At 43.4% G+C, this 21,430-nt stretch carries 20 protein-coding genes; 13 read left to right on the forward strand and 7 right to left on the reverse strand.

From position 1 onward, the window contains the following. The first annotated feature begins 79 nt into the window (after positions 1-79). The 4 genes from AC6CIF_RS11925 (at position 80) to AC6CIF_RS11940 (ending at position 3,631) form a co-directional block, all read left to right on the forward strand. The gene (locus AC6CIF_RS11925) at positions 80-1,057 is read left to right on the forward strand and encodes an alpha/beta hydrolase (RefSeq protein WP_498199784.1); all 978 of its coding nucleotides are present in this window, start codon (positions 80-82) and stop codon (positions 1,055-1,057) included. A 143-nt stretch (positions 1,058-1,200) separates the two neighbouring features. Beyond that, positions 1,201-1,965, forward strand: coding sequence for a MerR family transcriptional regulator (locus AC6CIF_RS11930; protein ID WP_498199785.1), 765 nt, complete (start codon positions 1,201-1,203; stop codon positions 1,963-1,965). Between the two features lie 12 nt (positions 1,966-1,977). Further along, positions 1,978-2,622, forward strand: coding sequence for a GNAT family N-acetyltransferase (locus AC6CIF_RS11935; protein WP_498199786.1), 645 nt, complete (start codon positions 1,978-1,980; stop codon positions 2,620-2,622). Beyond that, a complete protein-coding gene (locus AC6CIF_RS11940; protein WP_498199787.1) occupies positions 2,615-3,631 on the forward strand; it encodes an alpha/beta hydrolase family protein in 1,017 nt (338 codons plus the stop codon). The genes AC6CIF_RS11935 and AC6CIF_RS11940 overlap by 8 nt, the downstream gene beginning before the upstream one ends. Positions 3,632-3,741: 110 nt before the next feature. Here AC6CIF_RS11940 and AC6CIF_RS11945 read toward each other — a convergent pair whose 3' ends face one another. Further along, positions 3,742-5,094 carry an MATE family efflux transporter gene (locus tag AC6CIF_RS11945; RefSeq protein ID WP_498199788.1) on the reverse strand — a complete coding sequence of 451 codons (1,353 nt, stop codon included), beginning with the start codon at positions 5,092-5,094 and terminating at the stop codon, positions 3,742-3,744. Positions 5,095-5,230: 136 nt separating this feature from the next. Here AC6CIF_RS11945 and AC6CIF_RS11950 point away from each other — a divergent pair, with 136 nt between their 5' ends. After that, a complete protein-coding gene (locus tag AC6CIF_RS11950) occupies positions 5,231-5,911 on the forward strand; it encodes a TetR/AcrR family transcriptional regulator C-terminal domain-containing protein (RefSeq protein ID WP_498199789.1) in 681 nt (226 codons plus the stop codon). Positions 5,912-6,001: 90 nt separating this feature from the next. Here the strand turns inward: AC6CIF_RS11950 and AC6CIF_RS11955 are convergent, their stop codons facing one another. Beyond that, positions 6,002-6,238 (reverse strand): hypothetical protein, encoded by a 237-nt coding sequence (locus AC6CIF_RS11955; protein WP_498199790.1) that lies wholly within the window; start codon positions 6,236-6,238, stop codon positions 6,002-6,004. Positions 6,239-6,275: 37 nt separating this feature from the next. After that, a complete protein-coding gene (locus AC6CIF_RS11960; protein ID WP_498199791.1) occupies positions 6,276-6,935 on the reverse strand; it encodes a helix-turn-helix transcriptional regulator in 660 nt (219 codons plus the stop codon). Between the two features lie 166 nt (positions 6,936-7,101). On the opposite strand from AC6CIF_RS11960, the gene AC6CIF_RS11965 reads away from it, so the two are divergent. From AC6CIF_RS11965 to AC6CIF_RS11990, 6 genes are all read left to right on the forward strand, one after another. Continuing rightward, the gene (locus tag AC6CIF_RS11965) at positions 7,102-8,460 is read left to right on the forward strand and encodes an MFS transporter (protein WP_498199792.1); all 1,359 of its coding nucleotides are present in this window, start codon (positions 7,102-7,104) and stop codon (positions 8,458-8,460) included. A gap of 12 nt (positions 8,461-8,472) precedes the next feature. Next, positions 8,473-8,820 carry a winged helix-turn-helix transcriptional regulator gene (locus tag AC6CIF_RS11970; protein ID WP_370511441.1) on the forward strand — a complete coding sequence of 116 codons (348 nt, stop codon included), beginning with the start codon at positions 8,473-8,475 and terminating at the stop codon, positions 8,818-8,820. Next, positions 8,810-9,166: a HesB/IscA family protein gene (locus tag AC6CIF_RS11975; protein ID WP_498199793.1), complete on the forward strand. Its 357-nt coding sequence runs from the start codon at positions 8,810-8,812 to the stop codon at positions 9,164-9,166. The genes AC6CIF_RS11970 and AC6CIF_RS11975 overlap by 11 nt, the downstream gene beginning before the upstream one ends. Before the next feature lie 187 nt (positions 9,167-9,353). Beyond that, positions 9,354-10,718 carry an MFS transporter gene (locus AC6CIF_RS11980; RefSeq protein WP_498199794.1) on the forward strand — a complete coding sequence of 455 codons (1,365 nt, stop codon included), beginning with the start codon at positions 9,354-9,356 and terminating at the stop codon, positions 10,716-10,718. A 70-nt stretch (positions 10,719-10,788) separates the two neighbouring features. Next, entirely contained in the window at positions 10,789-12,009 is a 1,221-nt protein-coding gene (locus tag AC6CIF_RS11985) for a macrolide family glycosyltransferase (protein WP_498199795.1), read from the forward strand. 138 nt (positions 12,010-12,147) lie between these two features. Further along, positions 12,148-13,377, forward strand: a complete 1,230-nt coding sequence (locus AC6CIF_RS11990; RefSeq protein WP_498199796.1) for a multidrug effflux MFS transporter — start codon at positions 12,148-12,150, stop codon at positions 13,375-13,377. Between the two features lie 170 nt (positions 13,378-13,547). On the opposite strand, the gene AC6CIF_RS11995 is transcribed toward AC6CIF_RS11990, so the two are convergent. Then, positions 13,548-14,522, reverse strand: coding sequence for a helix-turn-helix transcriptional regulator (locus AC6CIF_RS11995; RefSeq protein WP_498199797.1), 975 nt, complete (start codon positions 14,520-14,522; stop codon positions 13,548-13,550). A 105-nt stretch (positions 14,523-14,627) separates the two neighbouring features. On the opposite strand from AC6CIF_RS11995, the gene AC6CIF_RS12000 reads away from it, so the two are divergent. Continuing rightward, a complete protein-coding gene (locus AC6CIF_RS12000; protein WP_498199798.1) occupies positions 14,628-15,110 on the forward strand; it encodes a GyrI-like domain-containing protein in 483 nt (160 codons plus the stop codon). Between the two features lie 94 nt (positions 15,111-15,204). Here AC6CIF_RS12000 and AC6CIF_RS12005 read toward each other — a convergent pair whose 3' ends face one another. The 3 genes from AC6CIF_RS12005 to AC6CIF_RS12015 are packed head-to-tail and all read right to left on the reverse strand — an operon-like array spanning position 15,205 to position 18,867. After that, positions 15,205-16,326 (reverse strand): Ger(x)C family spore germination protein, encoded by a 1,122-nt coding sequence (locus AC6CIF_RS12005; protein WP_498199799.1) that lies wholly within the window; start codon positions 16,324-16,326, stop codon positions 15,205-15,207. Beyond that, positions 16,323-17,411 carry a GerAB/ArcD/ProY family transporter gene (locus AC6CIF_RS12010; RefSeq protein WP_076210622.1) on the reverse strand — a complete coding sequence of 363 codons (1,089 nt, stop codon included), beginning with the start codon at positions 17,409-17,411 and terminating at the stop codon, positions 16,323-16,325. Before AC6CIF_RS12010 ends, AC6CIF_RS12005 begins: the two co-directional genes overlap by 4 nt. Then, the gene (locus AC6CIF_RS12015) at positions 17,404-18,867 is read right to left on the reverse strand and encodes a spore germination protein (protein ID WP_498199800.1); all 1,464 of its coding nucleotides are present in this window, start codon (positions 18,865-18,867) and stop codon (positions 17,404-17,406) included. The genes AC6CIF_RS12010 and AC6CIF_RS12015 overlap by 8 nt, the downstream gene beginning before the upstream one ends. A 232-nt stretch (positions 18,868-19,099) precedes the next feature. Between AC6CIF_RS12015 and AC6CIF_RS12020 the strand changes: the two genes are divergently transcribed. Then, positions 19,100-21,400 carry a copper amine oxidase N-terminal domain-containing protein gene (locus AC6CIF_RS12020; RefSeq protein WP_498199801.1) on the forward strand — a complete coding sequence of 767 codons (2,301 nt, stop codon included), beginning with the start codon at positions 19,100-19,102 and terminating at the stop codon, positions 21,398-21,400. Positions 21,401-21,430 lie beyond the last annotated feature (30 nt).

The following is a 21,430-nucleotide window of genomic DNA, read 5'->3' on the forward strand; positions in this document are numbered from 1 at the left end:
AGGGGACATCTTCTATGGTTACACTATACCTATGTCGCAAGAGCGGCTCTACAGATATAAAGGACAGGAGAAGATGGATATGGCAGAAGCAGTGGATGTAACAACAACGGGGACTAAGGGCCGTAAAAAACGGAACTTATGGTTGAAAATAATAGGTGGTATTGTCGGCGCGTTGGTGCTGTTCATGGGCATCACGTTTGTCGTTCATACAATCAGTAATGGGATCGAGAAAAAGAAAATTGAATCGTATGGTCAATATGTTAATGTTGATGGGAAAAATATGAATGTGTCCATTCAAGGTAGCGGTGAACAAACCATTGTGCTACTACCTGGACAAGGAACAACGTCGCCAGTACTTGATTTCAAATTATTAATCGATGAATTAACCTCTGATTACAAAGTTGTGGCAATTGAACCTTTCGGTTATGGGTTAAGTGACCAAACCGAAACGGAGAGAACCACCGAGAATATTGTCAGTGAAATTCATGAAGCTGTACAGCAGCTCGGTATAGATCGTTATATTCTGATGGGGCATTCCATCACGGGACTGTACGCGGCGACTTATGTGAACACGTATCCGGATGAAGTCTCTGCTTTTGTCGGGATCGATAGCAGTGTTCCGAATCAACCTGGCATGGATGTTAAATTACCTTTGAACTTAATGAAATTCCTTCAAAAATCAGGCTTAATGAGAGTACTCAATAAAGTAAGCGGTGATTCATATGCATCACTTGCCTATGATGAACATACCAAAGAACAGATGAAGTTGATTTCGAATCAAGTCTCGACGAATCCTACATTAGTAGATGAGCTTAAACACCTGGGTTCCAATTTCAAAAATGGAGAAAATCTCACTTACCCTCGTGATCTGCCGATGCTTCTCTTCGTACAATCCAATAACGAGCACAATCCACAGTGGATTCCACTACATGAAGAACAAGTGAAACAATCGGCACAGGGCAAAATGATCCCAATGGAAGGTTCGCATTACCTGCATCATACGAAATACAAAGAAATCGCCGAGGAATTCAAATCTTACATGAAAGAAATTCAATAGTATAAGTGATCATTGAACTGCGGTGCCAAAATGGGTGCCGTGGTTTTTTTGTTATCAGGAGAGGTTAAAATAAAAACTTGACCTTAGGTCAGACCTAAGGTTTATGCTTGTAATATGAAAAACAGCAAAGGTGGTGAATTTGGTTGAGTGATGAAATTACGATTAGCGAGCTGGCAAAGCTGATGAAAGTCTCTGTACATCAAATTCGATACTTCGAAGAAAAAGGGGTGTTAAACCCCGCTTTTATAGCAGAAAACCAATACAGGATGTATGGGGTTGATGAAATTTATCGTTTATCTCATATTTTGTTGCTTCGCAAAATGGGACTGTCTGTTCAAATGATCAAGGAATGTTTGAGTAATCTGACATGTGATCAAATCACATCATTATTTCATCAAGCGTTGGTAGACACGGAAGCAGCTATCAATCAGCTTCAGCAAACAAAACAACTTATCAGCAAGTTGTTGCATGAGAAAGAGCATATTCCGCCAGAGGATCAAGTTACTTATTATATTGTTACTCGTGAGGAGATTCACTTATCACTGTGGTTCCATATGGAAGCGCAAGGGTACTTGCAAGCAAGGCAACTGACCCAACATAAGGGGAACATTCCCAATTTATTTGAAGCCGACATCCATTATGCGTACGACGAGACGGACACCGTAGGAATTTATACACAAAAGGAGGGAGCAAACGATTTAGTTTTGCCTAGAGGAAAATACCTTTCTCGTCATGTATATGTACAAATTGAAGCTGAACTCAAAGAACATATCAACGAATTTTATGCTTACGCAGAAGATCAGGGCTATCCCTATCACGGTCCACTTATAATGGTAGAGAAATCTTATTTATCTTTATTCACACCAGAAAAGCTTCATTACGAGCTATTGTTACAAATGATTGATTAGGGGAGGCACACAGTGACAACTTCCATTCAGATAGAACCCGTTTGTCCCCAGTTTCATCAAGCTGTTGCTGAACTCATGGCTTATGGTTTTGGACACAAATTTCAAAAGATCACATCATTGTCCATAACTGATCTGGCTTACGTATTTGAACAGTTGCTCAATCATCCCCCCATGGAACTAAGTAGTCTTCGAGTCATTGCCCGTGAAAATGAGGAGATTGTTGGCACCATGTGCTTGAAATGGAAGGAAACAGATAACAGAGCAGCAATAACAAGCGTTCGTACCAACCCTCATTGGTGGGACCAGTGCAATAGGGTTGGCATGTGGAAACTGCTTCAGTTAATAACTGGTTTACATCTGCTGAAGCATACTCCTACATTAGGCGAATGTTATGTGGAAGATCTGGTTGTACATCCACAGCACCAAGGCAAGGGAATTGGTACGCAGTTGCTTCAATGGGCACAGAAATATATGTTGCAATCCAAATCAATGTCATTTCTTAGCTTGCATGTGGCAAGTCAGAATCATCAAGCGATAAAGTTATATGAACGCTATCAATTTCGCAAGCAGTATAGTACAAACAGTTTTCTGACCGGCCTACTATTAGGCGAAAAGCAATGGCATTACATGATTTACAAAGGAGATTCTTATGTTTAAACGAAAAAAAATATACATCTCAGTTATTGTGGCAATCTTATTGTTGGTTGGTACAGCAATGTATATAATCGCTCAAAGTGAATTTGACATGGTGGAACAAACCGTTGAAATTCAATCACCCCAGGGCAAGTTAACAGGCACGCTGACTGTACCGAGAAACCATTCAGGCAAGCTGGGTCTAGTGCTGTTTATTCACGGTGACGGTCCGATAGACTCTACTCATGGTGAGGGATACAAACCGTTGTGGGAGCGACTGGCATCGATCGGGTATGCATCCTTGTCGCTAGATAAACGAGGAATCGGGGGATCAGAGGGAAACTGGCTAGATCAAAGCATGGATGATCGTGTTGTGGAGGCACAGCAAGCTATTGCATGGGCGAAAGAACAATCCATCATTGATGATTCCAAAATAGGCGTATGGGGTGCCAGCCAAGCAGGTTGGGTGATTCCTAAGCTTGCGGGCAAAGAACATCTCGCCTTCAGTATCTTGGTATCACCAGCGATAAACTGGTTGGAACAGGGGGAATACAACACACGCAGCCAAATGGCGAAGGATGGTCATTCCCCCGAGGAGATCCAAAATCAGGTCGATTATGAAAACCAGATTAAAGAGATTTTAAAAAAACATGGCACATATGAAGAGTACACCAAGATTGCTCGAGAGGATGATCTGATTTCCAAAGAACGCTGGAACTTCATAAAGAAAAATTTTGCTTCAGATGCCACGGCGGATTTGCATCATTTCAAAACCCCTGTACTACTTCTGCTTGGAGAAGATGATGTGAATGTGGACATTGTTGATACAGAGCAAGCATACCGTAAAGGAATTCAACCATCTTCCTTGCTTCATGTGAAAATCTTCTCTAATACAGAACATTCGATGTTACCAACCTCTATTGCAGGCTCGGAATGGAAACAAACACTACGGTTTCTGTTTGCTCCGAGAAGTATTACAGTGGATGGGTATATGGATGAGATAGAACATATGTTGACCACTTCTTCCTTATAAAAGACGGTTTACGATCTCTTCGTATCACCAGATAGATATTTGTCATTTCGAAATGAAAGAGCAGGGTCAGGGTGCGCCCTTATCCTGCCTTTTTGCGTGTTATATGTTAACTACTGTGCCAAATGTTCCAGATCCGGCTGCAATTTGGTCCGCAAAGCATATAACATGATGGCCCCAACTAGGAACGCCACCGCATCCGCAATAACGAGTGACCAGATCACTCCATGAAAGCCGTTCATTTGATTAGCGATATACAAGACAGGAATTAGTGTAATCCCTTGAATGATGGACATAACAAACGCCGCGGTTCCTTGGGCTGTTGCTTGGAAGATCCCCATAAACAAAGAAGTCATTCCTGTAATAAACAAGGATAAGAAGGTCACATGAAGAATGTAGCTACCCATTTCAATTAATTGCGGGTCAGTCGTAAATAAACCAATTAAGTGATCGGAAATCAGATAGACGACAACCCCAAACAGGATGGCTAATGCCAAAATAGATTTGATCGTGAATCCAATGGTTTGTTTCATGCGTAATTTGTTCGCTGTGAATGAAAAGGCAATCAATGGCACAACTCCCTCGCACAAGCCCATCAGAATAAACTCAGGAAATTGCAATAAACGTGATGAGATTCCATACCCCGCAACGGCCTGATCCCCATATTCGACAAGAAAAAGGTTAAGAATAAGGGACATTGCACCCAAGAAGACACTCATAACAAAGACGGGAACACCGATTTTGAACACATTGCTCAGGATGTCCTTGGTCACCTTGAACCATTTTAGGGAGACGGTTAAGAATTGACTCTTATAACTCATATGGTAAGCGTAAAATGCACTCGCAACCAAGTTGGAGATGACGGTAGCAGATGCAACGCCGATCACGCCCCAATGGAAGACAAAAATGAATAGTGCATCGAGGATAATATTTATAACAACACTGAGAATCATACCGGTCATAGAAGTCATTGCTGAACCTTCTGAGCGCACGATATTCTCCAGGGTGAAGAATAAGATGACGAAGGGTGAACCCATAAGCATAATCGTGACATACTCTTTCGTAAATCCGAAGGACTCTGGCGTTGCCCCCAGCCCATGAACGATTGGTTCAATCAGCGGGAGCCCAACGGCCATCACAATAATTCCGAGAACTAAACTACTGTAAAAGGCAAATGAAGATACATGCTTCAGATCATCTACTTTTTTCTCTCCCAGCAAACGGGAGATGAATGTACCGCTGCCTATACCAATTAAATTACCAAGGGCCATGATAACCGCGAATAAAGGTAAAGTTAATGCGAGTGCGGTTAACATTGCCGTATTACCCAGTGTGCCAAGGAAATAGGCATTCAAGATGGAGTAAATAACACTCATTGACGTGCCTAGCATCATTGGGACAGCAAAATGAGCTACGGCTTTGGCGATTGGTGCTTTTTCAAAGTAATGGAGGTTTTCTGCATCCATGTGGGTCACTACTTTCTTCGTTAATATTGATCTAATCTAACACCGTTAGATTGAACCTTACAGTGTTAGATGTTATCATGAACTTATGAACCTGTAAAGCATAAACTTACACTGTTAGATAAAAGGGCGGATACCGATGAAAAAACAACAGCCTCAGATTTCGGAAGATAAGATTTTGGAAATTTCGTGGGAGCTTCTGGGGGAAGAGGGCATCGAGAAATTCAGCATGAGACGCTTGGCAGACAAGCTGGGGATTCAGGCTCCATCTCTATACTGGTACTTTAAGAGCAAGCAGACGCTCTACCAGCGTCTGGCCAACCAGATATCGAAAATTATTCTGGACGAGTTTCATACTGAAGGGGACTGGAAGGAGCAGATGGAGGGGCTTGCGGTGACGATACGGAGTGTGCTCAGCCGATACCCGTGTTCCACACAACTCATGATGATGACGCTGCCCCACGAACCGGACATGATTCGATTTACCAACCGCATGTTGCTCTGTATGGAATCAACGCCACTAAAGCAAGAGCAGAAATTACAGGCCGTTCTTACACTGGTCAACTATGTATTCTATTTCGTACTGGACGATTATCAGCATCAGCGCAATATATCTGCTGTTCTTAAGGACCAGGAAGCACTTCAGGGTGAAGAGATGATCAGCCTTCTGGACTCTATGAGTGAGAAGGAAGCTGGACTATTCAGCAGGATGTATAAGAACGGTCTGTTTGAGGTGATGGGAACCGACGGAGCGTTTGAGTTCGGCTTGAAGCTTATTTTGCTCGGGATCGAACAAGTGATAAAGGAACATGAGAAGTAGACGTGTGAAGAAACGGAGAAAGTAACGAGGATTACCGGGTGGTGAATGAATATGTAAAATAACAAATAATGATAACAAAACTAGCCATTATTATAGACAGATTGTTGTTATCGTTATTTGTTGTTGGAGGATCAGGAAAATGATTTTATCGGAAGCTTCAGCGAACTCGACTTTATGAATAAAGGCATCAACTTCTTCTCTACTGTCAGCACCAATGGAAAATATCACTTCTGCGCTATGGGAAGTATCTGCGGTTTTGGCACCTGTAAATTTCTCAAACGCTGAATCCGGAAACAGTAGAATCGTTCTAATCTTGTTCAAATCCAAACCAAAAGAGCAATCTCCAATGAGGTTGCTCTTTTGGTCATGGCTTATTATGCCTAACGGTGTATACGCAGTTTCTTCCTCCGGCTAAAATGTATTCTCCCCGTTCAATATGAACATTATCGCCTAGAACCGTTTTGAATAAATGTAGCTCATTCTTGCATAACCCGGTACATACCGCGGCCGCTTCACAGATCGGACAATGCTTCTCAATAAATAGAAGACTGCCATCATCCTGCTCCTTAACCTCGGCCATATAACCTTCATTTGTACGAATTTCGGCCAATTTCTCCAATCTCTCTCTGACACCTGATGAATCACCAAGATGCTGAAGATATTGTTCTTGCATATTTTTATTTCGAACATCCAGCAGCTTGTCCAGCCCTTCAGTACCAAAAGCCTCTTTCATCGAATTGATGAGACTGACGGATAAATCGGAATATCCACTTGGGAAAAAACGATTAGCCGCGGGAGTTAATATCCATAGCTTGGTGGGGCGACCCATGGGACGGGCCTCTTCCACAGTGGTAACCAATCCTTCTTCTTTTAGCGCATTCAGATGTTGCCGAATAGCCATTCCAGATAACGAAAACTGAGTGGAGAGTGCCACGACATCCATTCCCCCGCGCTCTTTTAACAGATTAATAATTGCTCTCCGGGTACTGGTCGAGGCATCCTTTTTGGTTTGATTTCCGCTCATGGTGCACCTCCTTTTGAAACAACTGAATCTACATGACTAACTACATTTTAAACAAACATGTTGACAAAGTCAAAGCCGAACTGTAGCTTAGACATTATAAACAAAAATGTTTACTAAGTATCCGGATACGATGTATACATACCAATTTTCTTGGAGGTCACATTTCATGTCGTCTAATCATCAAAGTATTTTCAGCCCGCGTTATTTTGCACTAACCATAGGGATTATTTTGTCAGTGATGGCCGTTGGATTCGAAGGTTTATCCGTCACCACCATTGCTCCTTCAATTGCTGGAGACTTGAACGGCCTTAGCCTGTTCGGATGGATATTCAGTACATATCTGCTTGCGCAGATTATCGGAACTTTGGTCGTCGGTCGAATCATTGATAAAAGAGGACCTGCAGCACCGTTCACTTTTGCACTTCTGTTGTTTATCGTAGGGCTGATCGCTGCCGCAACCGCAGGCGACATGTATACCATGATAGGATCACGGGCTCTACAGGGTTTGGGTGCCGGAGCTATGATGACTTGTGTGTATACAGCTATATCGTTAAGTTACCCGGATGAGTTACGTGCCAAAATTCTTGGAGCATTTGGTACTGCCTATGTTCTTCCGTCCATGCTCGGTCCATATGTAGCAGGAGTTATCGCAGATCAGTGGTCCTGGCGCTTTGTTTTCTGGGGGATCTTACCTGTGCTGGTGGTTTCAGCATTGCTTAGTTTACCTGCCTTTAGGAAATTGAAAGTGCAGAAGACGGGAGGGGATAGCGGATCTTCATCCACTTGGATGGCTTTACTCTTAACGTTGGGTACAGGGGTTTTCCTGGTTGGTCTAAGTAGGCTTCCGAGCATTATGGGATTTGTTTTAGTCATAATTGGCTTCGTATTGATGATATTTCCTCTCCGTAAATTGCTACCGAAGGGAACACTTACGTTGCGCAGAGGAATGCCAGCTATTTTGGCAACACGTGGATTGTTCTTCGCTGCCTATACTAGTACACAGAATTTCCTGGTATTGGCTCTAATCGATGTGAAAGGAATTACACCTTCTCAGGCCGGATTAATTGTGGCGAGTGCTGCATTAAGTTGGTGTATCATTGCGTATCTGCAAGGACGGTGGGATGCGGCAGATCAGGGCAGTGGACGTCATATGAGAATTATTCTTGGCGTATTGTTACTTGCCATAGGGATTGCCATCGTATTTTGGGTACCTGTTGTGACCGTTACCATTGCAGTTCTTGGTCAGATCATTGCAGGAGTTGGTATTGGATTGGCGCATCCGATTAGTGGTGTTGTCGCATTTTCCCAAACGGGGGAAGAAGGGGTGGGCCAAACCTCGGCAAATCTGCAATTTGCAGATTCTTTTACACCTGGTGTAGTGATCGGCATTGGTGGTTCCATTCTTGTCGTGTGTCAGGCTGGCGGTATGTCACTTCAATCCGGCTTAATTGTAGCCATGGGTTTCCATCTCTTGTTGATCGTCACGAGTATCATTGCCAGCACTCGGATCTCACCACGCGGATGAATAAGAAAGTGGGTGTACAGACCATTGCTCACTGAAGATCCGAATAAACTATTTACAGCTTATCGCATCATCGGAACGAAATGGACGATCCATATTTTATGTGCTCTGTCTCAAGGCCCGAAGAGATTCGGTGAAATATTCGATAACATTCCTTCCATTTCCGAAATGATCCTCTCCAGACGTTTAAAGGGTCTTCAACATGATCATTTGGTCAAAAGAACAATACGGACACGTCCTACACAAATTATTTATGAACTTACGCCAAAAGGAGCTGCTCTTGCAGCATTCATACCCTGTCTAATGGACTGGGATACCAAATTTCAAAATGATACCACCGGGAGGAATAAAGATGATCATTGAGGTCAGTGATACAGCATCGGACAAAATCGTTGAGATCCTATCAAGTGCGGATATCCAAAATGCCTTCCTTAGAGTAGGCGTTGATGAAGGGGGATGCAGTGGTTTATCTTATACCCTTATCGTGGATGAACAGCAGGCACAAGAAGACATTGTGTTAAATAAAAAGCAATTTAAGATATTGGTTCACGCAAACAGTATTCCATATATTGATGGTCTTGAGATTGACTATGAAGAGAGCGGAATGTTAGGTGGATTCACCATGAATAATCCAAATGCCAAAGTTTCGTGTGGATGCGGGGCCAGTTTCAGAATGGCCAATTATCGTGGCGAAGTGAAAAAATGTTGATTCTATTCTAGACCATCATTCTACTTTTTAAACATTTAACTTTACAAAGTATAACACTTCATGTATATTCAGGAAGTTAAAAGGTTTATTTTACCATAATATCCATCTAATTATGGAGGTGTAGAAGACAAATAACAATCAGATTGGGATTTTTGATGCTCAGTACAGGGCGACTACAATTGGTATTATGCTGGTTCTGTCAACCGTAGCTTTCGAAGGACTGGCTATCACAACGATTGCCGCGAAAATGGCACAAAGTTTAGAGGGCATTCATTTATATGGTTGGATCTTCAGCGCATTTTTGTTATCTCAGCTTATTGGAACCTTGGTTATGGGTCAGCAGATTGACAAGCGCGGCGTTTTTACATCCATGCTGATATCTTTTAGTGTTTTTGTGTTCGGAACTGTGGTCTCCGCGATCTCTTTCGATATGCACATGCTTATTGCTGGAAGAGCCCTTCAAGGTTTTGGAGCGGGGGCCCTGATCACATGCATTTATACCTGTGTGACGTTACATTATCCAGATACACTTCGTACTCAAATCCTGGCCGCATTCTCCATGGCATTTGTCCTGCCTACCTTAATCGGACCTTATGCAGCAGGCCTTATAGCTTCCTACATCTCGTGGCGATATGTTTTCTGGATCGTTTTACCCTTGATTGGAATAGCGCTCAGTCTCACATTCCGTTCTTTCCGTCATTTGCAGCTTCAGCAAGATCTGTCAGGTCCAGCGCGAGCAACCGACTCAAAGATTATGTATGCGATTCTGCTTGCCGTTGGAACGGGGCTGTTACTCACAGGCCTTGGTATGATTACCGATTGGAAAGGCACAGTACTCACTTTGGCTGGATTAGTCGTCATGATCACACCAATGCGTAAATTGCTGCCTGTGGGCACTTTCTCGGTACAAAAAGGATTGCCTGCTACTTTGGTTTCGAGAGGGCTATATGTTGCTTGTTATTTTACAACGGAAAGTTTTGTGATCTTGGCACTAACCGAAGTGAAGGGACTATCAGCTGACCTTGCTGGTCTCATTGTAGCAGCAGGTTCTCTGAGCTGGTCCGCCGCAGCGTGGTTACAAGCCAAGCTGGATGCACGAGATCAAGGTCGTGCCCGAAAGGGCAGAGTCATGACGGGCATTGGGATTATGATCGTTGGAACTGCACTTGTGATCCTGGCTCTTATTTTGACGGACGGCGGGATTATACTCATCCTTCTCTCACAAATGATTACAGGGTTCGGTGTTGGATTGGCCAACCCTACAACGGCAGCCATTGCTTTACAACATGCCTTGCCCAGGAAAGAGGGCGAAATGTCCGCGAATCTGCAATTTGTGGATTCCTTCTATATGGGCGTAAGCATTGGAGTTGGTGGCGCCCTGATTGCCTTGTCCGAAACGTTACAGTGGGGCATATCGACAGGTGTTTTGATCGTGTTAACACTACAATTATTATGGGTCTTGTTAAGTTTCTTAGCATCACTACGAATTACCAAACTCGTTCATCAAGAACATCATCCAATCAGCCCAGTGAAGGATAACATCTCCATGTAACGGATGACGACCGCGTCGTTAAATACATCACGAAGAACGGGGGGACTAATTGCATTGGGAGGTGGGTAAGATGGCACGTGTATTAGTAGTCATTACTCCTGCTGAAGGACATGTGAATCCGTCGTTAGGATTAGTTACTCAGTTGATAGACAATGGTGAAGAAGTCATCTATGTGTGCACGGAGGAGTACCGTTCCCGCATTGAACAAAGCGGTGCCCAGATCATTACCTATCCATTTCCACAAGATGCCTTCTCTCATGATCCGGTGTTGAAACCCCAGGAATACAAGCATCCTTATCAGTTCATTTATATGATGGTAAGTATTATCCGGAGGATCGTCCCCGATGTACTGCAGGTGATCGAGGATCAAAAGTTCGATTATATGATCTTTGATTCCCTGGTGGGATGGGGAGGGACTATTCTTGCAGAAAAACTGGGAATTCCTGCGGTGTGCTCGATTGCGTCCTTTGCTTTTGTGGAGCCTCTGGGGTCTAGCTCAGTTCTGAATGAGACGGAGACGAAGGAGTTATATGAGGCTACGATGAAGATCACAACGGAGTTAGCCGAAGAGTTTCAAGTGAGTATTCCAGCCATGGAAGAGATTCCGGCACATGCAGGTCAGTTAAAACTCGTGTACACCAGCCGTTATTTTCAGCCACAGGCCGACAAGCTGGATGATCGTTTTATTTTCACGGGTCCTTCGATCATAACACGGCAAGATGCACCGGGCTTCTCGTTTGAGTTGCTTCGTGAACGGTACCCGCAAACCGTGTACATTGCTATGGGTACGATTTTAAATAAAGACTTGGATTTCTATCAGCTTTGCTTTGAAGCATTAGGGGATCTACCCGTGAATGTTGTTTTATCTTCAGGAAAATACACGGATATGGAGCCGCTGGCTGATCAAATACCTCCTAATTTTATCGTCAAGCCATACATTGCTCAGTTGGACATGCTGCAGCATACCGATGTGTTTATTACACATGCTGGAATGAACAGTACAAGTGAGGCGTTATATTACAACGTTCCGATGGTGATGATTCCATTAACATCGGATCAGCCTCTTGTTGCCAATCGGGTACAGGAGCTGGGCGCGGGTATTACTTTAAATAAACATAATCTCAGTGCAACTCATTTGAGAGAGGCATTAACAGAAGTACTACACAATTCACTTTATAGACGGCAGGCTTACCTGATTGGTGAATCTTTAAGGCAGGCAGGCGGTTACAAGCGAGCTGCTGAAATAATTATGAGTCATATGGGTTCAGGCCGGGGAAGTTACACAATTTAGATGGTTTTCCATTCAAAGTCGCTTAATAAGCGGCTTTTTTTGGTTTTAATAGTCTCAAGACTTGACCTACAGTTAACTCTATGTCTTATACTCGATTAGGCTTGCAAATTATATAAGGAATTGGAGATTTTATTTATTATGGCGAAGAGCACAAATTGGAATGTTTTTGGACTGGCAATACTACTAGGTTTATTTTCTACATTAGGTCCATTTACGATTGATATGTATTTACCGGCTTTTCCGGAGATTGCACAAAATATGAATACAACGGCATCACTTGTACAATTTAGCCTTACTGCTTGTTTATTAGGACTCGGTGTAGGACAACTCGTTATGGGTCCTTTGAGTGACGCGTACGGTAGACGAAGACCATTGTTGATCTGTATGGCAGCCTATATTATTTGTTCCTTGGCATGTGCTTTTGCTCCGAATATCGGACTATTGATTTTGTTTCGGTTCACGCAAGGATTTGCGGCATCAGCTGGAATTGTCATTTCCCGTGCGATAGCTAGAGATCTATACAGTGGACATGAACTCACTAAATTTTTCTCTTTGCTGTTGCTCGTAGGGAATTTGGGGCCTTTGGCAGCACCGATTGCGGGAAGTGGGGTTCTTTCATTCACAACCTGGATTGGCGTATTTATCTGCCTTTCATTCTTGGGTATTTTCTTATTAATCATGACAAAGTGGAGCTTAAAAGAAACACACCCCGTCGAAAGACGTATGGTTCCTGACTTCAAACAGCAATTGGGTAATTACAGAATGCTTCTGCGTGACCGAAAGTTTGTTGGTTACATGCTGGCACAGGGAATCATGACGGCAGGGGTTTTTGCTTATGTGGCGGGAACACCATTTATTTACCAAAATATATATGGAGTCACACCCACAGTATTTGCTATACTGTTTGCTTCGAACGGCATCAGCTTGATCATCGGATCTCAAATCGTAGGTCGATTGGCCAAACGTATCCCTGAGCAGACGCTACTATTATCTGGTCTATGGCTTGCTATAATAGCAAGTGTGGCTGCTTTGGTCGTAACTCTGGTTCATGGTCCACTTTTCGCGTTGGTGATTCCATTGTTCTTCTTCGTTTGCTCGATCGGCATTACGTCTACAGCTGCATTCCCGCTGGCCATGGAGAGTCAAGCTAAGATGGCCGGAAGTGCAGCAGCACTGCTCGGCGTTGTTCCTTTTCTTCTGGGTGCACTGGTTGCTCCTTTGGTCGGCATCGCAGGTGAGGACACTGCCGTCCCGTTAGGACTCACTTTATTAATGACCAGTATCATTGCCATTGTTACTTATTTTCTACTCGTCAAAAAAATCTCGCAGCATATACCTAATCATGCCCAGTCTAATGCTGACTTTTAGTATAGAAGGAACAGCTCGCCAAGCATTGGTGTAAGACATGAATGACTATGAATATGATTCCATCACAAGTCGCTGCAATAGCGGCTTTTTTGGTTTTTCTAACTGAACGCTCAGCCTGAATTCCGGTAAGGCATTGTTAGAAAATGGAGAGACTAGGGAGGAGGAGCTGCTCACTGCTTCATTTGGTATAGGCTTAATCTCTCTTGTACAGCATCCAGGACTTCTTCCGGAATTTCCTTAACCTTGATGTCTTCACCTAGAAAGAGCAACCAATTGGTGATTTCGGTTAACTCTTCCGAGTTATGAACATTCATAAATGCCTTTAGGAGGGCTGTAGTTTGGTATGGATTCGTATAGGCTATTGAAAACTTTAAAGGATGGTATTTTTTGAATTGCGCAATCGCCTTTGGACCAAGTTCCAGGACAAGGTTGATAACTTCTTCCTGTGTATTTCGTTTGAGTTGTTCTACAATCTTTTTTGTACTCCGTCTTTTTTTCGCCGGGTATGCTTCAACATGGATGAGGTTATCAACGGATACGATCCGTCTTTTTTCTTCCTCCAAGTCAAAACCTTCAATGATCCAATGTCCTTTTTGATGATGAAGGTGCAAGAGAACAATGGGATAGGACTTTGTTTTCTTCTCTTCTTGGACAGTAACTAACAGATAACGTTCTATAAGAAGAATTTGGATAAGTTTTTCCAAGGTAGGGTGAGGCAGGTCTGATAGATCAAGCAAGTCTGGATTATGGGGATTGGTCCCTTCAAAAAGCAATATTTGATTCAAATGCACAAGGTCATCTTGCTGATTTTCTGAGATAAGGCCCAATAATTTTTCAGCCAAAGAATGACGACTCTTCAGATAAGGAAGCTGTTGATTTCTTGTCGCCATAAAGGCAATGAATAACGCTTTGATTTCATTATCGGTAAACCGGACCGTGGGCAGGAGGGAGTTGTTCATGACAAAATAACCCCCGTCACGCCCAACTTCAGCGACAAGTGGCATTCCCATGGCTTCAATTTCTCTGATATCTCGAATGGCTGTTGAACGAGAAATATTAAATTCTCGCATGATTTCAGAGATGGTAAAGTGGGCACGGTTATTGATATACCGCGTGATGGTATTTATGCGTTCAACTTTTTTCATTGGGCCCCCTAAACAGTATCATATTCTGACATGATTTAAGGTTATTATAAACCTATCAAGTGAAAACACAAATCAACTGAAAATTTAAAGAGGACGGTGTAAACCATGAGTAATTATCATTTCGAAGAAAAAGACAGCTTTATCGTTTTGGGTATTGGAACAGAGCTAAAAAGCGACTACACAGACTATGCTGGGATCAGCAAAGAGAAGGCGGATTTTTGGTCCGCTGTGAAAGAGGATGGAAGTCTGGACACATTAAAGTCTCTAGCTACGAATGACTACATTTTTGCTGTGAACGAAGCAGTGAATAACAAGATGATGCATTATGCTGGGGTCATGACAGAACAATCTCTGCCAGAAGCAACGAGAGTAATCCAATTTCCTAAGGGAGCATACCTGGTTGTGAAGGGCGAAGCTGAAACGGCTGATGCGCTCAATAATATGCTTACTGGCATTGCCTTTGGTCAAGCTCTACCGACGGAAAAGGATTATGCCTATGTTGGTGGCCCAAACACTACGGTTGAAATGGGAGAGAGAAACGGTCTGCTATATGGTGAAATGTGGATTCCTGTTGTAAGGAATGGATAAGAAGTGGAGATCTGAAGACTTTTGAATTGAATATGAAGGAGAAAGCTCTCTTCCAAATGGAAGAGAGCTTTCCCAATTACATGATATCAAGTTGCTAATTTAAAACGCCACTGCCGACTATTGTAACCTTTACTTCCGGGTGAAAACGAACTTGCGCATATTCTTTATTCCAGTCTAGGCTTTTCCATAAGTCCGGGTAATGGGCAATTACATGTCTGCCAATACCGAAGGAATCACAACCACTTTGCTGAAGTGTCTTGATAATTTGTTCTGCGTCCTGAGTCATGTCATCGGATAACTGGCGGTTCAGACGTTCAATGGTGTCTTTTTCCTGAAGATGATTCATTGCATACTCAACGATCGTTACTGGAAGTTCGATACGGAGATTCACATCAATTTGGCTATCATTTGCCACCTTTACCGCAAGTTTGCGCTTAATTTGTGCGATATTTGCTTCATAAGTGACATAGTTCCGCGGGTTGTTGGAAGGCCCTGGGTGGACCTTTTTGACAAAACGCGCCGTTTTATTCCATTTCCCACTCATAATAATGTATAGGGGAGCCTGTTCGGTATTAAGACTGCCACTGAACCTTTGCCCATGAAACAGGGCAATTCCCCGAGCATCAATTTCCTCTCCATCCTTATATAGATAAGGCAGCGTAAAATCCTGTCCCGGATCCAGCATGGGAGGGAGAAGGGTCTCTAACGTCATCTCAGGAAAAATACATAATTCCTCCAGACTCTTAATTTTTTTCGTGATAAACTCACCAATCAATATGCTGCCAACTCTTTTTTGGTGTAACAAATCTCCGGCATCGCCATCCACAATCGCAATTTTCACATGTGAGGTTGGGTAATCGGGTTCCCGATATAAGACGTCCAGGTATGGGTAGATATCATTTTGTGCGAGTTTGTTGCCGTATAAGATCATCCCATATTTGAAAAACCGGATATCACCAGTCACTTTAGCGCGAATTCTATCTGTACTTTGACGGACAGATCTCCCGGTGCCTGAGTGGACTTCATTACCGCTGCTCCCTTGTTGACTCTCAGAATCATCGACAATTTCAAGCGTCTGTTTAATTTCACCCTCTGAGGTGATGTCAAACGCCGAAGCACTAGCCAGTCTGGCATCCTTTAAACTATCCTGATCCCAACATCCCGTCATCACCATGAGCAGGGTCAGCAGGATGAGGATTTTCCCCCGTTTACTCATATCATCTTCTCTTTTCGTTTCATTATATAAGATAGAACCAACAGGAGCAGAGGCAGGATCATGAGAAAAAAGTATGCCGATCTGTTGGCAATCGTACTAATCAACTCCAGTTTTTCCTTCTGTTGTGGCAGATAGGCAATTATGCAAGAAGCAAGAACGACATACGGTACGGCTTTTTTATGGTGTTTTTGTTTGAAGAGATAACTTATCCCATAGGATGCCGTATAGTAATAGCCACATATGGCCCCAAAAATGGATATTAACCAGATGGGGAGGAACAGGAAATCGGCCCGATCCATTGTCCCAAGTGGGATAGAACGAAGCAGATAAATGACCGGTTCAGGCATTAAGTCAAGTTGCTGGGGGCTAAAAGCCGTTGAACAGATGAACACGGTGAACGCATACAACAACACTACAACAGCACTTGCTGAAGCAACAGACTTAAGTTTGCCACCGCTGCTACCTTCAACCATAGGAAACACAACGAGAAAAAACTCGAATCCAAACATAGCCATTAATGTTTCGGTTGATCCACTAATGATATTGGGCCATCCTGCTTCGGTTAAAGGCAAAAGATATAACAGATTGACTTCCTTGAGTCCATAACTGATCAATACCATCATGGGCAAGACCAAAAAGGAGATGAGCACTAGTACTCGCGCAATGATTCTTAATTTTTGCCGAACCAAATAGATACTGCTGAACAGGAAGAGGGCTAATATAGCCCATCGAGGCGTATCCTGCAGCATCCAGCGGTTAATCACACCGTAAGCGTTCACCAGAACAGAAGTGCCCATTAACAGGAAATATCCAACATAGGCAATGATCAGCAACTTGCCAATCCATTTACCCGTGATCAGCGTTAAAATGTGGTAAATGGACGAACTCGGGAATCTTCGCATCAAAAGCCAGCACAACAGTATGACAAGTTGAATCAGAAACCCTCCAAGGAAAACAGAGATCCACCCGCCGCCCTTAGAGAGAAGGTGTATGCGGTAAGGGAGGGACAAAATATCTACACCGATCTCAAATTTCAGAATGAGCAAGAATAATTGTCCCTGAGTGATTGTTGTTTCCTTATTCACGTTTTTTCCCACTCCTATAGAACTTCTGCTGATTCAGCCGCTGCGGGCGGGCATCATGAGGACGCCCGCGAAGCGCCCAAATGGGAAATCGAATCCATACATCCTTCATGTCAGCTAATCGGAAAGGGGCCACTGGAGCAAAATAAGGCGATCCGAAGTTTTCCATCTTACTGAGGTGAATGGTTAGAATCACCAGACCAAAAGCGATGCCGATATATCCAAAAAGTGCCGCTCCAATCATCATTGGAAACCGGAGGATACGTACTGCCGAACTCATCTCATGAGAAGGCACCAAAAATGACGAGATAGCGGTTAGTGAAACCACAATAATCATTGTGTAGGATACAAGCCCCGCACGAACGATAGCATCTCCGATAACCAAACCGCCAACGATGCCGATAGTCTGGCCCACGCGGCTGGGAAGTCGGACCCCGGCTTCTCTTAATACTTCAAAGATCAATTCAAGCAACATTGCCTCTACAAGTGCAGGAAAGGGGATGTTCTGCAATGATTTCTTGATTGTGTGTGCCAGCTCGATCGGTAAAATAGCGGAGTGAAAGGAGATGGTAGCAATATAAACAGCAGGTAATGTAAAAGCAATGACAAAACTCATCATGCGAATTAAACGTAAAAAGGAACTGACGATCCAGCGACCATGATAATCATCCGGACTTTGATAAAAAGCAAAAAACGTAACTGGAGCGATAAGAGCTGAAGGACTCCCTTCGGCAAGTATGGCGACACGTCCTTCCATCAAGTTGGCAATAACCCGGTCAGGTCTTTCTGTATTGAGCTGCTGGGGAAACAGAGAGAAGGGGTTATCCTCTATAAACTCTTCAATAAAACCTGGAGCCAGCACCATATCTGAAGATATGGATGTGATTCGCTCTTCTACTTCGTTCACCAACTCCGGATTGGCCAAGTCCTGAAGATATACAACTGCAATTTTGGTATGTGTCTTCTCGCCGACGTTAAAATATCGAACGATTAAGGATGGACTGATAATTTGTCTACGGATCAGATTCAAATTAACGGAAAGCTGCTCTACGAATCCATTGTGCGGACCGCGAATAACACCTTCGTTTTCAGGTTCGGTTGTGCTACGGACATACATTTTCTCGGTAGAAAGAATGTAAAACTCCCGGTACCCGTCGATTATGTAAAGACATTTCCCTTGAATAAGTGAGTCTATTCCACGTTGCAGATCCGTATCTTTTCGACTTTCTAAAGTGGTGAACGATGGGTAGATTTCCGAATGAGCTTGGCCATTCAGTGCTGTTAAGACATGTGTTTGAATGATCTCCTGATCTACAAGTGAATCGATGTAGAGAAGTACACTCTGTACACCATGTAGTAGAAGCTGTTGTTGTTTCAAATCGTCAGTACAGTAGAGGGACTGTTCCACATAAGAAATATTCATTTTTAATTCAGAGAAAGCCTGATTGGTTGGGGTCATTGATCCACCTCTTTATAAAATGCGACATGGATTATCTTGTGCAAAATCAAGACTATTATTCAATAGGTGTTTCTTATTCAAAGAACTTATAACCAAACATTGAAAAAATAGTTGCACAAAAATCCATAATTTACAATTCAATTAGAAACTTTTTCCTAAATCTAGCGTCTAATATTATGACTTTTTGAGGGGTTATAAATTACTAGAGAGTAGAAGGAGCCAAAGACAACACATGAATATGAAGAAGAAATTATCCATTTTTACCGCTTTAGCCGTTTTTCAAGCATTTGCAGTCGGTTCTGTGAATGCGCAATCAGCACCGCAAGGTGACACCGCGTCAGTAAACACGGCCAATGTAGAATCAGTTGAGGTGTTACAGCAAGAGCAGCCGATTGCAGAGCGTGAAGTGAAGACGGAGAGCAACAACAAATCTACCAATACTCCGCCCACTGAAGCCAAGGACACTCAAACTTCAACCGGCACTGAGGCAACACCCAAAACAGATAGCGAGAAACCTGCATTGGATGGGGGAGAGACCCCTACAAACGAAACGGATACAAAACCTGTAGTTCAAGAGGAAACCCCTGAGAAGGTTGAAACGCCAGCTACGCCTGCTCAGATAGAGCAACCATCCGTTGATGGGACGTCTCCTGCAGTAGCAGGTGGAAATCTGACGTTGTACATGAATAGCAACAAAATGGAGCAGGATGGAAAAACGTATCTTGCTGGCCAGCCAATGGCTGTAAAAAACGGTGTATCCTATGTTGCAATCCGTGCGCTGGTTGACCGTGTGGGATACGGCGTCAAATACGATAACAAAACCAAGGAAACCATCATTATTAGTGGTGAGGATGAACTCCGATTCAAGACTAACAGCAAGGACTATACGGTAAACGGAGAGACCAGAACGATGAAAGGCCCTGCATATCAGCAAAAAAGTACATTCATGGTACCGTTAACTTCCATTACTCAAGCCCTGAATATTACCTATAAAGTGAATCAGTCGGCGAAGACGGTTGTGCTGAATCTGAATACAAAACCTGTTGCAAGCTTCACCATTTCCCAAAAGGAAATCTTTGCGGGTGATCAAGTGGACTACGTGACTTCTTCCAGTTCACCTAATGGAATGGATATCGTTGACGAACGCTGGACAGGTCGCCAGGATTCATTTGATCAAGCAGGTACATATACGATTTCATATCAAGTACAGGATTCCAATGGTCAATGGAGCGATCCCTATTCAACTACGATTGAAGTTTTGGCTCCTAATCTTCCTCCTGTAGCCATGTTCGCCACGGATAAAGAAGAGTATAAAATGGGCGAAAAAATAACATACACAGACCAAAGTACAGATGATGAAAATAATATTGTTAAAGCGGCGTGGGAGAACAATTCACTTGCGTTCTTTGAACCGGGGCCAAAAACGGTGACTCTTACGGTTACTGACAATCACGGCGCTACGAACACGTACTCCAAAGTCATCACCATAACCAATGAGACCTTATATTCATTTACCGATTTTAATTTACTCTTCACGCCGGTAGGACAGAAATTCACCTTTAACGGCGGCGAAGTGACTACGATGGAGAAAGTGCCTTATACGTACATGGATGAGCCAAGTTTGCTGATCCGCAGCAACAGTCCGGAAACTGTGAATACGGAAGGCATTGTATATAAAGAATCATCTTCGGGGCAGACCCGTTTCATGATTCACCACGTGAACAATACAGGCAAAAGAGTAAAAATGTATGTGATTGCAACCAATAACAACCCAAATCCGGCCGTATTTGAACAACAGAATATGGGCTTTGCCGGCCCTACTCCGTATGCTACCGTAGCTGGGAAATTGTCTATTGATAAATGGTTCAAGTCGATTCAGACCGGAGCGGATCAAAAGAAAGAGTACCTTCAACCTGGGGAAAGTAAATTGATTTTGACTGAACTTAATAAAACGCCGATGAAAGAAGGACAAGTAATCTCTCTCTATTCGGACGCTTATAGTGATTATTCCTTAGACTATAACGTTATCCTGGTGGAAGAAAATAAAGATCCGTTCGAGGCTCTGCCATTGTTACCTGTGCTGGATCGTGACGGCGTACACAACCGGGGTACGTACCCGAATGCGACTCGCACTATAAAGTACGATGAGCACGTGGGAATCAAACCTGCCCGTCTGCCACTTGGTGACAATTCAAGCGATCCCAATCTGGTAGGAACAGATCCTATGGCTTACACTGACGCATCCAATGCAGGTAATTTCGGTGTACTGTACAAAATCACGCTGTCCAATGTTGCTCCGCGTACACTTATCTCCTTTAACCCACGTGGAGGGAAGTACTCCGGAGTAGCTCTGGTGAACAATCAGTTGGTTGCGATTGCCGAAGGTAACGTTGCGGTTAGCAATTCAAGTGAACAAAGCGTTCTTTACCGCACCGGGTTAACTGGAGAGAGCGTAACGATTCTTTTCTCTGCCGCGCCAGGAAGTAACCTGCCGGTCAATCTGCTCTTCACACCACTCCCATCGGAGAAGTAATGTAGTTGTCTCTTATAACAAATGGTTTGA

Source organism: Paenibacillus sp. GQ49 (genome assembly GCF_059759055.1).

What these genes read in the sequence shown, in the direction of transcription:
- AC6CIF_RS11925 (WP_498199784.1), top strand. Translation starts at nt 80, where the DNA reads ATGGCAGAAGCAGTGGATGTAACAACAACGGGGACTAAGGGCCGTAAA.
- AC6CIF_RS11940 (WP_498199787.1), top strand. Translation starts at nt 2,615, where the DNA reads ATGTTTAAACGAAAAAAAATATACATCTCAGTTATTGTGGCAATCTTA.
- AC6CIF_RS11945 (WP_498199788.1), bottom strand. Translation starts at nt 5,094, where the DNA reads ATGGATGCAGAAAACCTCCATTACTTTGAAAAAGCACCAATCGCCAAA.
- AC6CIF_RS11950 (WP_498199789.1), top strand. Translation starts at nt 5,231, where the DNA reads ATGAAAAAACAACAGCCTCAGATTTCGGAAGATAAGATTTTGGAAATT.
- AC6CIF_RS11960 (WP_498199791.1), bottom strand. Translation starts at nt 6,935, where the DNA reads ATGAGCGGAAATCAAACCAAAAAGGATGCCTCGACCAGTACCCGGAGA.
- AC6CIF_RS11965 (WP_498199792.1), top strand. Translation starts at nt 7,102, where the DNA reads ATGTCGTCTAATCATCAAAGTATTTTCAGCCCGCGTTATTTTGCACTA.
- AC6CIF_RS11975 (WP_498199793.1), top strand. Translation starts at nt 8,810, where the DNA reads ATGATCATTGAGGTCAGTGATACAGCATCGGACAAAATCGTTGAGATC.
- AC6CIF_RS11980 (WP_498199794.1), top strand. Translation starts at nt 9,354, where the DNA reads ATGCTGGTTCTGTCAACCGTAGCTTTCGAAGGACTGGCTATCACAACG.
- AC6CIF_RS11985 (WP_498199795.1), top strand. Translation starts at nt 10,789, where the DNA reads ATGGCACGTGTATTAGTAGTCATTACTCCTGCTGAAGGACATGTGAAT.
- AC6CIF_RS11990 (WP_498199796.1), top strand. Translation starts at nt 12,148, where the DNA reads ATGGCGAAGAGCACAAATTGGAATGTTTTTGGACTGGCAATACTACTA.
- AC6CIF_RS11995 (WP_498199797.1), bottom strand. Translation starts at nt 14,522, where the DNA reads ATGAAAAAAGTTGAACGCATAAATACCATCACGCGGTATATCAATAAC.
- AC6CIF_RS12000 (WP_498199798.1), top strand. Translation starts at nt 14,628, where the DNA reads ATGAGTAATTATCATTTCGAAGAAAAAGACAGCTTTATCGTTTTGGGT.
- AC6CIF_RS12005 (WP_498199799.1), bottom strand. Translation starts at nt 16,326, where the DNA reads ATGAGTAAACGGGGGAAAATCCTCATCCTGCTGACCCTGCTCATGGTG.
- AC6CIF_RS12015 (WP_498199800.1), bottom strand. Translation starts at nt 18,867, where the DNA reads ATGACCCCAACCAATCAGGCTTTCTCTGAATTAAAAATGAATATTTCT.
- AC6CIF_RS12020 (WP_498199801.1), top strand. Translation starts at nt 19,100, where the DNA reads ATGAATATGAAGAAGAAATTATCCATTTTTACCGCTTTAGCCGTTTTT.